The sequence below is a fragment of the Escherichia sp. WS547 genome, assembly GCF_046486065.1.
Classification (GTDB): domain Bacteria; phylum Pseudomonadota; class Gammaproteobacteria; order Enterobacterales; family Enterobacteriaceae; genus Escherichia; species Escherichia coli.
The window spans coordinates 35,967-49,306 of record NZ_JBJQMA010000009.1 but is presented as its reverse complement, the minus strand read 5'-3'; the positions used below and the strand labels follow the sequence as shown (position 1 = coordinate 49,306).

At 54.2% G+C, this 13,340-nt stretch carries 11 protein-coding genes; 6 read left to right on the top strand and 5 right to left on the bottom strand.

Features of this window, described 5'->3' with window-relative positions:
- Nucleotides 1-44: 44 nt before the first annotated feature.
- The 3 genes from cynT to cynX are packed head-to-tail and all read left to right on the top strand — an operon-like array spanning nucleotide 45 to nucleotide 2,392.
- On the top strand, nucleotides 45-704 hold the full coding sequence (cynT, locus tag ACJHWK_RS10310) for a carbonic anhydrase CynT (RefSeq protein ID WP_001521957.1): 660 nt from the start codon (nucleotides 45-47) through the stop codon (nucleotides 702-704).
- A 30-nt stretch (nucleotides 705-734) separates the two neighbouring features.
- Nucleotides 735-1,205, top strand: coding sequence for a cyanase (gene cynS / locus ACJHWK_RS10305; RefSeq protein WP_000616241.1), 471 nt, complete (start codon nucleotides 735-737; stop codon nucleotides 1,203-1,205).
- Between the two features lie 5 nt (nucleotides 1,206-1,210).
- A complete protein-coding gene (gene cynX / locus ACJHWK_RS10300; protein ID WP_021523013.1) occupies nucleotides 1,211-2,392 on the top strand; it encodes a cyanate transporter CynX in 1,182 nt (393 codons plus the stop codon).
- 87 nt (nucleotides 2,393-2,479) lie between these two features.
- Here cynX and lacA read toward each other — a convergent pair whose 3' ends face one another.
- The 5 genes from lacA to ACJHWK_RS10275 form a co-directional block, all read right to left on the bottom strand.
- On the bottom strand, nucleotides 2,480-3,091 hold the full coding sequence (lacA, locus tag ACJHWK_RS10295) for a galactoside O-acetyltransferase (RefSeq protein ID WP_001521961.1): 612 nt from the start codon (nucleotides 3,089-3,091) through the stop codon (nucleotides 2,480-2,482).
- 64 nt (nucleotides 3,092-3,155) lie between these two features.
- Nucleotides 3,156-4,409 (bottom strand): lactose permease, encoded by a 1,254-nt coding sequence (gene lacY / locus ACJHWK_RS10290; protein ID WP_000291549.1) that lies wholly within the window; start codon nucleotides 4,407-4,409, stop codon nucleotides 3,156-3,158.
- Nucleotides 4,410-4,460: 51 nt separating this feature from the next.
- A complete protein-coding gene (lacZ, locus tag ACJHWK_RS10285) occupies nucleotides 4,461-7,535 on the bottom strand; it encodes a beta-galactosidase (RefSeq protein ID WP_001521962.1) in 3,075 nt (1,024 codons plus the stop codon).
- A 122-nt stretch (nucleotides 7,536-7,657) separates the two neighbouring features.
- On the bottom strand, nucleotides 7,658-8,740 hold the full coding sequence (lacI, locus tag ACJHWK_RS10280; RefSeq protein ID WP_000805887.1) for a DNA-binding transcriptional repressor LacI: 1,083 nt from the start codon (nucleotides 8,738-8,740) through the stop codon (nucleotides 7,658-7,660).
- A 76-nt stretch (nucleotides 8,741-8,816) separates the two neighbouring features.
- On the bottom strand, nucleotides 8,817-9,650 hold the full coding sequence (locus ACJHWK_RS10275; protein WP_212735818.1) for a DNA-binding transcriptional regulator: 834 nt from the start codon (nucleotides 9,648-9,650) through the stop codon (nucleotides 8,817-8,819).
- Nucleotides 9,651-9,840: 190 nt separating this feature from the next.
- Here ACJHWK_RS10275 and ACJHWK_RS10270 point away from each other — a divergent pair, with 190 nt between their 5' ends.
- The 3 genes from ACJHWK_RS10270 to mhpC are packed head-to-tail and all read left to right on the top strand — an operon-like array spanning nucleotide 9,841 to nucleotide 13,335.
- Nucleotides 9,841-11,505, top strand: coding sequence for a bifunctional 3-(3-hydroxy-phenyl)propionate/3-hydroxycinnamic acid hydroxylase (locus ACJHWK_RS10270; RefSeq protein ID WP_001007419.1), 1,665 nt, complete (start codon nucleotides 9,841-9,843; stop codon nucleotides 11,503-11,505).
- Nucleotide 11,506: 1 nt separating this feature from the next.
- Nucleotides 11,507-12,451, top strand: a complete 945-nt coding sequence (gene mhpB, locus ACJHWK_RS10265; RefSeq protein ID WP_000543457.1) for a 2,3-dihydroxyphenylpropionate/2,3-dihydroxicinnamic acid 1,2-dioxygenase — start codon at nucleotides 11,507-11,509, stop codon at nucleotides 12,449-12,451.
- Nucleotides 12,452-12,468: 17 nt separating this feature from the next.
- Entirely contained in the window at nucleotides 12,469-13,335 is an 867-nt protein-coding gene (mhpC, locus tag ACJHWK_RS10260; protein WP_000121898.1) for a 2-hydroxy-6-oxonona-2,4-dienedioate hydrolase, read from the top strand.
- The last annotated feature ends 5 nt before the right edge of the window (nucleotides 13,336-13,340 follow it).

Genomic DNA, 13,340 nt, shown 5'->3' with positions numbered 1-13,340 from the left:
GCGAGTAGTCTGCCTCTCATTCCAGAGACAGACAGAGGTTAACGGTGAAAGAGATTATTGATGGATTCCTTAAATTCCAGCGCGAGGCATTTCCGAAGCGGGAAGCCTTGTTTAAACAGCTGGCGACACAGCAAAGCCCGCGCACACTTTTTATCTCCTGCTCCGACAGCCGTCTGGTCCCTGAGCTGGTGACGCAACGTGAGCCTGGCGATCTGTTCGTTATTCGCAACGCGGGCAATATCGTCCCTTCCTACGGGCCGGAACCCGGTGGCGTTTCTGCTTCGGTGGAGTACGCCGTCGCTGCGCTTCGGGTATCTGACATTGTGATTTGCGGTCATTCCAACTGTGGCGCGATGACCTCCATTGCCAGCTGTCAGTGCATGGACCATATGCCTGCCGTCTCCCACTGGCTGCGTTATGCCGATTCAGCCCGCGTCGTTAATGAGGCGCGCCCGCATCCCGATTTACCGTCAAAAGCTGCGGCGATGGTACGTGAAAACGTCATTGCTCAGTTGGCTAATTTGCAAACTCATCCATCGGTGCGCCTGGCGCTCGAAGAGGGGCGGATCGCCCTGCACGGCTGGGTCTACGACATTGAAAGCGGCAGCATCGCAGCTTTTGACGGCGCAACCCGCCAGTTTGTGCCACTGGCCGCTAATCCTCGCGTTTGTGCCATACCGCTACGCCAACCGACCGCAGCGTAACCTTATTTTTAAACCATCAGGAGATCCACCATGATTCAGTCGCAAATTAACCGCAATATTCGTCTTGATCTTGCCGATGCCATTTTGCTCAGCAAAGCTAAAAAAGATCTCTCATTTGCCGAGATTGCCGACGGCACCGGTCTGGCAGAAGCCTTCGTAACCGCGGCTTTGCTGGGTCAGCAGGCGCTTCCTGCCGACGCCGCCCGCCTGGTCGGAGCGAAGCTGGATCTCGACGAAGACGCTATTCTACTGTTGCAGATGATTCCACTGCGTGGCTGCATTGATGACCGTATTCCAACCGACCCAACGATGTATCGTTTCTATGAAATGTTGCAGGTGTACGGCACAACCCTGAAAGCGTTGGTTCATGAGAAGTTTGGCGATGGCATTATCAGCGCGATTAACTTCAAACTCGACGTTAAGAAAGTGGCGGACCCGGAGGGTGGCGAACGTGCGGTTATCACCTTAGATGGTAAATATCTGCCGACCAAACCGTTCTGACAGCCATGCGCAACCATCAAAAGACGTTCACGATGCTGCTGGTTCTGGTGCTGATTGGTCTTAATATGCGACCACTGCTCACCTCCGTCGGGCCACTGCTACCGCAATTGCGCCAGGCAAGCGGAATGAGCTTTAGCGTGGCTGCCCTGTTGACCGCTCTGCCGGTGGTTACCATGGGCGGGCTGGCGCTGGCCGGAAGCTGGCTTCATCAGCATGTCAGCGAACGTCGCAGCGTCGCCATCAGTTTGTTACTGATTGCCGTCGGTGCATTGATGCGTGAGCTTTACCCCCAAAGTGCGCTGCTGCTTAGCAGCGCACTGCTTGGTGGAGTGGGGATCGGCATCATTCAGGCAGTGATGCCTTCGGTAATTAAGCGGCGGTTTCAGCACCGTACGCCACTGGTGATGGGGCTGTGGTCCGCGGCTCTGATGGGCGGCGGTGGCCTTGGTGCTGCCCTGACGCCCTGGTTAGTTCAACATAGCGAAACCTGGTATCAAACACTCGCCTGGTGGGCGCTGCCTGCCGTTGTTGCGCTCTTTGCCTGGTGGTGGCAAAGCGCCCGCGAGGTCGCCTCTTCTCACAAGACAACAACCACTCCGGTTCGCGTGGTATTTACTCCCCGCGCCTGGACGCTGGGTGTTTACTTCGGTCTGATTAACGGCGGTTACGCCAGCCTGATTGCCTGGTTACCCGCTTTCTATATTGAGATTGGTGCCAGCGCGCAGTACAGCGGTTCCTTGCTGGCATTGATGACGCTTGGGCAAGCAGCAGGGGCATTGCTGATGCCTGCTATGGCTCGCCATCATGATCGGCGGAAACTTTTGATGCTGGCGCTGGCGTTACAACTGGTGGGGTTCTGCGGCTTTATCTGGCTGCCGCTGCAATTGCCGGTATTGTGGGCAATGGTGTGTGGATTAGGTCTGGGCGGCGCATTTCCGTTCTGTTTGCTGCTGGCGCTCGATCACTCTGCGCAACCGGCTATTGCTGGCAAACTGGTGGCGTTTATGCAGGGGATCGGTTTTATCATCGCCGGGCTTGCTCCCTGGTTTTCTGGCGTGCTGCGTAGTATCAGTGGCAATTACTTGATGGACTGGGCGTTTCATGCGCTGTGCGTCGTTGGGCTGATGATCATAACCCTGCGTTTTGCACCAGCACGTTTTCCGCAGCTGTGGGTCAAAGAGGCATGATGCGACGCTTGTTTCGCCAGATAATGGAAGAGTGAATTATTGTCGGATGTGCCCAATGGCGCATCCGACATTTATTTCAGTGCTTATTTAAACTGAAGGCTCAACTTTATAATCTTTGTAATAATAGTGCTTATCCCGGTCGTTTATTTCGCGAATAACTCGACAAGGAACGCCAGCAGCCACGACGTTTGGTGGAATGTCTTTTGTGACGACACTACCCGCGCCAATAACAGAATTATCCCCGATGGTGACGCCTGGATTAATAACCACATGACTTCCGATCCAGACGTTATTGCCAATCGTTATCGGAAAAGAGTACATCTCACCGTTTTTTCTCAATTCATGGTGTACAGGGTGTCCCGTAACGGAAAGAGTAACATTGGGTGCAATCAATACGTTATCACCGATCGTTACCGTGTAGTCGTCTACAATGGTTAAATTGAAATTTGCATAAAAATTGCGGCCTATATGGATGTTGGAACCGTAAGAGAAATAGACGGGTGGTTCTACCCAGGCGTTTTCCCCTACCGTGGCAAACATTTCTTTAATCAGGCTTTCTCTTTTTTCAACTTCTGATGGATGCGAGTGATTAAACTCATACATTAACGTTTTCCCACGAAGTCTTTTTTCCGGTAAGCCTTCGCACATATCGGTAAATAGCTTGCCTGCTTTTATTCTTTCGGTCATTGGCATGTTCATTGCGATCATCCGTCCTGATATGTTGGTCGGATAAGGCGCTCGCGCCGCATCCGACATTGATTGCTTAAGCGACTTCATTCACCTGACGACGCAGTAGAGAAAGCGGACCGGGGCCGCTAAGCGTGAACACGGAAATTAAGGTGAAGCCCAACGCCACCAGACCCAGCACCAGATAAGCGCCCTGGAAACCGATGCTTTCATACATATTGCCCGCCAGTACAGACATAAAAATCATCGCCAGTTGCTTAAAGAAGCAGAAACAGACCAGATAAATCGTCGCTGAAAAACGCACTTCAAACTGGCTGGTAATATATTTAAAGCAGCCCACCAGCAGGAACGGTACTTCAAACATATGCAGCGTTTTCAGAATAACCACTTCCAGCGCTGAGGTGGCGAACGATGAGCCAATAATACGTACAGACATAATAGTGCCAGCCAGCAGCAGGGCGTTTTTCCCACCGATGCGATTAATGATCAGTGGCGCAAAGAACATAATCGAGGCGTTAAGTAATTCGCCCATTGTCGTTACGTAGCCAAATACCCGCGTACCCTGTTCACCGGTAGCAAAGAACGAAGTAAAGAAATTAGCAAACTGTTGGTCAAAAACATCGTAGGTGCAGGAAACGCCAATAACATACAGTGACAAAAACCACAGTTTTGGCTGTCTGAACAGTTCCAGCGCCAGCTTAAGGCTAAATGCCGAATGGTTGGCACCTACCGCATTGGCAACCGTGGCGGAAGAGGGCGCATCCGTTTTGGCGAAAAAGAGCAAAACGGCGAGGATGAGTGCACAGCCAGAACCCAGCCAGAAAACAAACTGATTATTGATGGTGAACATGATGCCGACAATCGAGGCACACAGCGCCCAGCCAACACAGCCAAACATCCGCGCGCGACCAAATTCGAAATTACTGCGACGGCTGACTTTCTCGATAAATGCCTCTACTGCTGGCGCACCGGCGTTAAAACAAAAGCCAAGATAAATACCACCAACAATCGATCCTACTAAAATGTTGTATTGTAACAGTGGCCCGAAGATAAAAATAAAGAACGGCGCAAACATCACTAACATGCCGGTAATAATCCACAGCAGGTATTTGCGCAGCCCGAGTTTGTCAGAAAGCAGACCAAACAGCGGTTGGAATAATAGCGAGAACAGAGAAATAGCAGCAAAAATAATACCCGTATCACTTTTGCTGATATGGTTGATGTCATGTAGCCAAATCGGGAAAAACGGGAAGTAGGCTCCCATGATAAAAAAGTAAAAGAAAAAGAATAAACCGAACATCCAAAAGTTTGTGTTTTTTAAATAGTACATAATGGATTTCCTTACGCGAAATACGGGCAGACATGGCCTGCCCGGTTATTATTATTTTTGACACCAGACCAACTGGTAATGGTAGCGACCGGCGCTCAGCTGGAATTCCGCCGACACTGACGGGCTCCAGGAGTCGTCGCCACCAATCCCCATATGGAAACCGTCGATATTCAGCCATGTGCCTTCTTCCGCGTGCAGCAGATGGCGATGGCTGGTTTCCATCAGTTGTTGTTGGCTGTAGCGACTGATATTGAACTGGAAGTCGCCGCGCCACTGGTGTGGGCCATAATTCAATTCGCGCGTCCCGCAGCGCAGACCGTTTTCGCTCGGGAAGACGTACGGGGTATACATGTCTGACAATGGCAGATCCCAGCGGTCAAAACAGACGGCAGTAAGGCGGTCGGGATAGTTTTCTTGCGGCCCTAATCCGAGCCAGTTTACCCGCTCTGCGACCTGCGCCAGCTGGCAGGTCAGGCCAATCCGCGCCGGATGCGGTGTATCGCTCGTTACTTCAACATCAACGGTAATCGCCATTTGACCACTACCATCAATCCGGTAGGTTTTCCGGCTAATAAATAAGGTTTTTCCCTGATGCTGCCACGCGTGAGCGGTCGTAATCAGCACCGCGTCGGCAAGTATATCTGCCGTGCACTGCAACAACGCCACTTCGGCCTGGTAATGGCCCGCCGCCTTCCAGCGTTCGACCCAGGCGTTAGGGTCAATGCGGGTCGCTTCACTTACGCCAATGTCGTTATCCAGCGGTGCACGGGTGAACTGATCGCGCAGCGGCGTCAGCAGTTGTTTTTCATCGCCAATCCACATCTGTGAAAGAAAGCCTGACTGGCGGTTAAATTGCCAACGTTTATTACCCAGCTCGATGCAAAAATCCGTTTCGCTGGTGGTCAGTTGCGGGATGGCGTGGGGCGCGGCGGGGAGTGTCACGCTGAGGTTTTCCGCCAGACGCCACTGCTGCCAGGCGCTGATGTGTCCGGCTTCTGACCATGCGGTCGCGTTCGGTTGCACTACGTGTACCGTAAGCCAGAGTTGTCCGGCGCTCTCCGGCTGCGGTAGTTCAGGCAGTTCAATCAACTGTTTATCTTGTGGAGCAACATCCAGAGGCATTTCACCGCTTGCCAGCGGCTTGCCATCCAACGCCACCGACCAGTGCAGGAGCTCGTTATCGCTATGACGGAACAGGTATTCGCTGGTCACTTCGATGGTTCGCCCGGATAAACGGAACTGGAAAAACTGCTGCTGGTGTTTTGCTTCCGTCAGCGCCGGATGCGGCGTGCGGTCGGCAAAGACCAGACCGTTCATGCAGAACTGGCGATCGTTTGGCGTATCGCCAAAATCACCGCCGTAAGCTGACCACGGGTTGCCGTTTTCATCATATTTAATCAGCGACTGATCCACCCAGTCCCAGACGAAGCCGCCCTGTAAACGGGGGTACTGACGAAACGCCTGCCAGTATTTAGCGAAGCCGCCAAGACTGTTACCCATCGCGTGGGCATATTCGCAAAGGATCAGCGGGCGCAGTTCTCCAGGCAGCGAAAGCCATTTTTTGATGGACCATTTCGGCACAGCCGGGAAGGGCTGGTCTTCATCCACGCGCGCGTACATCGGGCAAATAATATCGGTGGCCGTGGTGTCGGCTCCGCCGCCTTCATACTGCACCGGGCGGGAAGGATCGACAGATTTGATCCAGCGATACAGCGCGTCGTGATTAGCGCCGTGGCCCGATTCATTCCCCAGCGACCAGATGATTACACTCGGGTGATTACGATCGCGCTGCACCATTCGCGTTACGCGTTCGCTCATCGCCGGTAGCCAGCGCGGATCATCGGTCAGACGATTCATTGGCACCATGCCGTGGGTTTCAATATTGGCTTCATCCACCACATACAGGCCGTAGCGGTCGCACAACGTGTACCACAGCGGATGATTCGGATAATGCGAACAGCGCACGGCGTTAAAGTTGTTCTGCTTCATCAGCAGGATATCCTGCACCATCGTCTGCTCATCCATGACCTGACCATGCAGAGGATGATGCTCGTGACGGTTAACGCCGCGAATCAGCAACGGCTTGCCGTTCAGCAGCAGCAGACCATTTTCAACCCGCACCTCGCGGAAACCGACATCGCAGGCTTCTGCTTCAATCAGCGTGCCGTCGGTGGTGTGCAGTTCAACCACCGCACGATAGAGATTCGGGATTTCGGCGCTCCACAGTTTCGGGTTTTCGACATTCAGACGTAGTGTGACGCGATCGGCATAACCACCACGCTCATCGATAATTTCACCGACGAAAGGCGCGGTGCCGCTGGCGACCTGCGTTTCACCCTGCCACAAAGAAACCGTCACCCGCAGCTCGTCGCGCAGCTCGCCGTACATCTGAACTTCCGCCTCCAGTACCGCGCGGCTGAAATCATCATTAAAGCGAGTGGCAACATGGAAATCGCTGATTTGTGTGGTCGGTTTGTGCAGCAACGAGACGTCACGGAAAATGCCGCTCATCCGCCACATATCCTGATCTTCCAGATAACTGCCGTCACTCCAGCGCAGCACCATCACCGCGAGGCGGTTTTCTCCGGCGCGTAAAAATGCGCTCAGGTCAAATTCAGACGGCAAACGGCTGTCCTGGCCGTAACCGACCCAGCGCCCGTTGCACCACAGATGAAACGCCGAGTTAACACCATCAAAAATAATTCGCGTCTGGCCTTCCTGTAGCCAGCATTCATCAATATTAAATGTGAGCGAGTAACAACCCGTCGGATTCTCCGCGGGAACAAAAGGCGGATTGACCGTAATGGGATAGGTCACGTTGGTGTAGATGGGCGCATCGTAACCGTGCATCTGCCAGTTTGAGGGGACGACGACAGTATCGGCCTCAGGAAGATCGCACTCCAGCCAGCTTTCCGGCACCGCTTCTGGTGCCGGAAACCAGGCAAAGCGCCATTCGCCATTCAGGCTGCGCAACTGTTGGGAAGGGCGATCGGTGCGGGCCTCTTCGCTATTACGCCAGCTGGCGAAAGGGGGATGTGCCGCAAGGCGATTAAGTTGGGTAACGCCAGGGTTTTCCCAGTCACGACGTTGTAATACGACGGCCAGTGAATCCGTAATTATAGTCATAGCTGTATCCTGTGTGAAATTGTTATCCGCTCACAATTTCACACAACATACGAGCCGGACGCATAAAGTGTAAAGCCTGGGGTGCCTAATGAGTGAGCTGACTCACATTAATTGCGTTGCGCTCACTGCCCGCTTTCGAGTCGGGAAATTTGTCGCGCCAGCTGCATTAAAGAATCTGCCAACGCCTGGGGAGAAGCGGTTTGCGTATTGGGCGGAAGGGTGGTTTTTCTTTTCACCAGTGAGACGGGCAACAGCTGATTGCCCTTCACCGCCTGGCCCTGAGAGAGTTGCAGCAAGCGGTCCACGCTGGTTTGCCCCAGCAGGCGAAAATCCTGTTTGATGGTGGTTAACGGCGGGATATAACACGAGCTGTCTTCGGTATCGTCGTATCCCACTACCGAGATATCCGCACCAACGCGCAGCCCGGACTCGGTAATGGCGCGCATTGCGCCCAGCGCCATCTGATCGTTGGCAACCAGCATCGCAGTGGGAACGATGCCCTCATTCAGCATTTGCATGGTTTGTTGAAAACCGGACATGGCACTCCAGTCGCCTTCCCGTTCCGCTATCGGCTGAATTTGATTGCGAGTGAGATATTTATGCCAGCCCGCCAGGCGCAGACGTGCCGAGACAGAACTTAATGGACCTGCTAACAGAGCGATTTGCTGGTGACCCAATGCGACCAGATGCTCCACGCCCAGTCGCGTACCGTCTTCATGGGAGAAAATAATACTGTTGATGGGTGTCTGGTCAGAGACATCAAGAAATAACGCCGGAACATTAGCGCAGGCTGCTTCCACAGCAATGGCATCCTGGTCATCCAGCGGATAGTTAATGATCAGCCCACTGACGCGTTGCGCGAGAAGATTGTGCACCGCCGCTTTACAGGCTTCGACGCCGCTTCGTTCTACCATCGACACCACCACGCTGGCACCCAGTTGATCGGCGCGAGATTTAATCGCCGCGACAATTTGCGACGGCGCGTGCAGGGCCAGACTGGAGGTGGCAACGCCAATCAGCAACGACTGTTTGCCCGCCAGTTGTTGTGCCACGCGGTTGGGAATGTAATTCAGCTCCGCCATCGCCGCTTCCACTTTTTCCCGCGTTTTCGCAGAAACGTGGCTGGCCTGGTTCACCACGCGGGAAACGGTCTGATAAGAGACACCGGCATACTCTGCGACATCGTATAGCGTTACTGGTTTCACATTCACCACCCTGAATTGACTCTCTTCCGGGCGCTATCATGCCATACCGCGAAAGGTTTTGCGCCATTCGATGGTGTCAACGTAAATGCATGCCGCTTCGCCTTCCCGCTACCAGAATAGCCTGCGATTCAACCCCTTCTTCGATCTGTTTTGCCACCCGTTGTAGCGCCGGAAGATGCTTTTCCGCTGCCTGTTCAATGGTCATTGCGCTCGCCATATACACCAGATTCAGACAGCCAATCACCCGTTGTTCACTGCGCAGCGGTACGGCAATAGAGGCGATCTTTTCTTCTTGATCCCAGCCGCGGTAGTTCTGTCCGTACCCCTCTTTGCGCGCGCGCGCCAGAATGGCTTCCAGCTTTAACGGTTCCCGTGCCAGTTGATAGTCATCACCGGGACGGGTGGCTAATATTTCGATTAATTCCTTGCGTTCTTGTTCCGGGCAAAAGGCCAGCCAGGTCAGGCCCGAGGCGGTTTTCAGAAGCGGTAACCGTCGCCCGACCATTGCCCGGTGAAAGGATAAGCGGCTGAAACGGTGGGTGGTTTCGCGTACCACCATTGCATCAACATCCAGGGTGGACACATCTGTTGGCCAAACCACTTCGCGCAACAGATCGCCCAGCAGCGGGGCCGCCAGTGCAGAAATCCACTGTTCGTCACGAAATCCTTCGCTTAATTGCCGCACTTTGATGGTCAGACGAAAACTATCATCGGAGGGACTACGCCGGACATATCCCTCTTCCTGCAGCGTCTCCAGCAGTCGCCGCACAGTGGTGCGATGCAGGCCGCTGAGTTCCGCCAGCAGCCCGACGCTGGCACCGCCGTCAAGTTTATTTAACATATTTAATAACATTAGACCGCGGGTTAAGCCGCGCACGGTTTTGTATTCCGTCTGCTCATTGTTCTGCATATTAATTGACATTTCTATAGTTAAAACAACGTTGTGCACCTGGTGCACATTCGGGCATGTTTTGATTGTAGCCGAAAACACCCTTCCTATACTGAGCGCACAATAAAAAATCATTTACATGTTTTTAACAAAATAAGTTGCGCTGTACTGTGCGCGCAACGGCATTTTGTCCGAGTCGTGAGGTACTGAAATGGCAATACAACACCCTGACATCCAGCCTGCTGTTAACCATAGCGTTCAGGTGGCGATCGCTGGTGCCGGTCCGGTCGGGCTGATGATGGCGAACTATCTCGGCCAGATGGGCATTGACGTGCTGGTGGTGGAGAAACTCGATAAGTTGATCGACTACCCGCGGGCGATTGGTATTGATGACGAGGCGCTGCGCACCATGCAGTCGGTTGGCCTGGTCGATAATGTTCTGCCGCACACTACGCCGTGGCACGCGATGCGTTTTCTCACCCCAAAAGGTCGCTGTTTTGCTGATATTCAGCCAATGACCGATGAATTTGGCTGGCCGCGCCGTAACGCCTTTATTCAGCCGCAGGTCGATGCGGTGATGCTGGAAGGATTGTCGCGTTTTCCGAATGTGCGCTGCCTGTTTTCCCGCGAGCTGGAGGCCTTCAGCCAGCAAGATGACGAAGTGACCTTGCACCTGAAAACGGCAGAAGGGCAGCGGGAAACGGTCAAAGCCCAGTGGCTGGTGGCCTGTGATGGTGGGGCAAGTTTTGTCCGTCGCACTCTGAATGTGCCGTTTGAAGGTAAAACTGCGCCAAATCAGTGGATTGTGGTAGATATCGCCAACGATCCGTTAAGTACGCCCCATATCTATTTGTGTTGTGATCCGGTGCGCCCGTATGTTTCTGCCGCGCTGCCTCATGCGGTACGTCGCTTTGAATTTATGGTGATGCCGGGAGAAACCGAAGAACAGCTGCGTGAGCCGCAAAATATGCGCAAGCTGTTAAGCAAAGTGTTGCCTAATCCGGACAATGTTGAATTGATTCGCCAGCGTGTCTACACCCACAACGCGCGACTGGCGCAACGTTTCCGTATTGATCGCGTACTGCTGGCGGGCGATGCCGCGCACATCATGCCGGTGTGGCAGGGGCAGGGCTATAACAGTGGTATGCGCGACGCCTTTAACCTCGCATGGAAACTGGCGTTGGTTATCCAGGGGAAAGCCCGTGATGCGCTGCTCGATACCTATCAACAAGAACGTCGCGATCACGCCAAAGCGATGATTGACCTGTCCGTGACGGCGGGCAACGTGCTGGCTCCGCCGAAACGCTGGCAGGGTACGTTACGTGACGGCGTTTCCTGGCTGTTGAATTATCTGCCGCCAGTAAAACGCTACTTCCTCGAAATGCGCTTCAAGCCGATGCCGCAATATTACGGCGGTGCGCTGGTGCGTGAGGGCGAAGCGAAGCACTCTCCGGTCGGCAAGATGTTTATTCAGCCGAAAGTCACGCTGGAAAACGGCGACGTGACGCTGCTCGATAACGCGATCGGCGCGAACTTCGCGGTAATTGGCTGGGGATGCAATCCACTGTGGGGGATGAGCGACGAGCAAATCCAGCAGTGGCGCGCGTTGGGCACACGCTTCATTCAGGTGGTGCCGGAAGTGCAAATTCATACCGCACAGGATAACCACGACGGCGTACTACGCGTGGGCGATACGCAAGGTCGCCTGCGTAGCTGGTTCGCGCAACACAATGCTTCGCTGGTGGTGATGCGCCCGGATCGCTTTGTTGCCGCCACCGCCATTCCGCAAACCCTGGGCAAGACCCTGAATAAACTGGCGTCGGTGATGACGCTGACCCGCCCTGATGCCGATGTTTCTGTCGAAAAGGTAGCCTGATATGCACGCTTATCTTCACTGTCTTTCCCACTCGCCGCTGGTGGGGTATGTCGACCCGGCGCAAGAGGTGCTCGATGAGGTCAATGGCGTGATTGCCAGCGCCCGCGAGCGTATTGCGGCTTTCTCCCCTGAACTGGTGGTGCTGTTTGCGCCAGATCACTACAACGGCTTTTTCTATGACGTGATGCCACCGTTCTGTTTAGGCGTTGGGGCGACGGCAATTGGTGATTTCGGTAGTGCGGCAGGAGAGCTGCCCGTACCTGTGGAGCTGGCGGAGGCCTGTGCGCATGCCGTCATGAAGAGCGGGATCGATCTTGCCGTTTCTTACTGTATGCAGGTGGACCACGGGTTCGCCCAGCCGCTGGAGTTCCTGCTCGGCGGGCTGGATAAGGTGCCGGTTTTGCCTGTGTTCATCAACGGTGTCGCCACGCCGTTGCCCGGTTTCCAGCGTACCCGCATGTTGGGTGAAGCCATTGGACGTTTCACCAGTACTCTCAATAAACGCGTGCTGTTCCTGGGTTCCGGTGGGCTTTCCCATCAGCCGCCGGTGCCAGAACTGGCGAAAGCCGATGCCCATATGCGCGACCGTCTGTTGGGGAGCGGGAAAGATTTACCCGCCAGTGAGCGCGAATTGCGTCAGCAACGGGTGATTAGCGCCGCTGAGAAGTTTGTTGAGGATCAGAGAACGCTGCATCCCCTCAACCCGATTTGGGATAACCAGTTCATGACTTTGCTGGAGCAGGGACGCATACAGGAACTGGATGCCGTCAGTAACGAAGAGCTTTCCGCCATTGCCGGAAAGTCGACACATGAAATCAAAACCTGGGTCGCCGCTTTTGCCGCTATTTCTGCGTTTGGCAACTGGCGTAGCGAAGGGCGTTATTACCGCCCAATCCCGGAGTGGATTGCCGGATTTGGCTCGTTAAGCGCCAGAACAGAGAACTGAATATGCAGGAGAAGATGATGAGTTATCAGCCACAAACCGAAGCCGCCACCAGCCGTTTTCTGAATGTAGAAGAAGCGGGTAAAACGCTGCGCATCCATTTTAATGACTGCGGACAAGGCGACGAAACTGTTGTCCTGCTGCATGGTTCCGGCCCGGGTGCTACTGGCTGGGCGAACTTCAGCCGCAATATCGATCCGCTGGTAGAGGCGGGCTATCGGGTGATCCTGCTGGATTGTCCGGGTTGGGGTAAGAGCGATTCGATCGTTAATAGTGGTTCGCGATCGGATCTTAATGCGCGAATCCTGAAAAGCGTGGTGGATCAACTGGATATCGCCAAAATCCACCTGCTGGGCAACTCGATGGGCGGCCACAGTTCTGTGGCGTTCACTCTTAACTGGCCGGAGCGCGTCGGCAAACTGGTGCTGATGGGCGGCGGTACGGGCGGTATGAGTTTGTTTACGCCGATGCCAACCGAAGGTATTAAGCGACTGAATCAGCTTTATCGTCAGCCGACTATCGAAAACCTGAAGCTGATGATGGATATCTTCGTTTTTGATACCAGCGATTTGACCGACGCCCTGTTTGAAGCGCGCCTGAATAATATGCTGTCGCGCCGCGATCACCTGGAAAACTTCGTTAAGAGCCTGGAAGCCAATCCGAAACAGTTCCCGGATTTTGGCCCACGTCTGGCGGAAATCAAAGCGCAAACCCTGATTGTCTGGGGGCGCAACGACCGCTTTGTACCGATGGATGCGGGTCTGCGTCTGCTGTCCGGCATTGCCGGTTCTGAACTGCATATCTTCCGCGACTGTGGTCACTGGGCGCAGTGGGAACATGCCGACGCTTTCAATCAACTGGTGCTGAATTTCCTCGCACGCCCTTAAGGAAC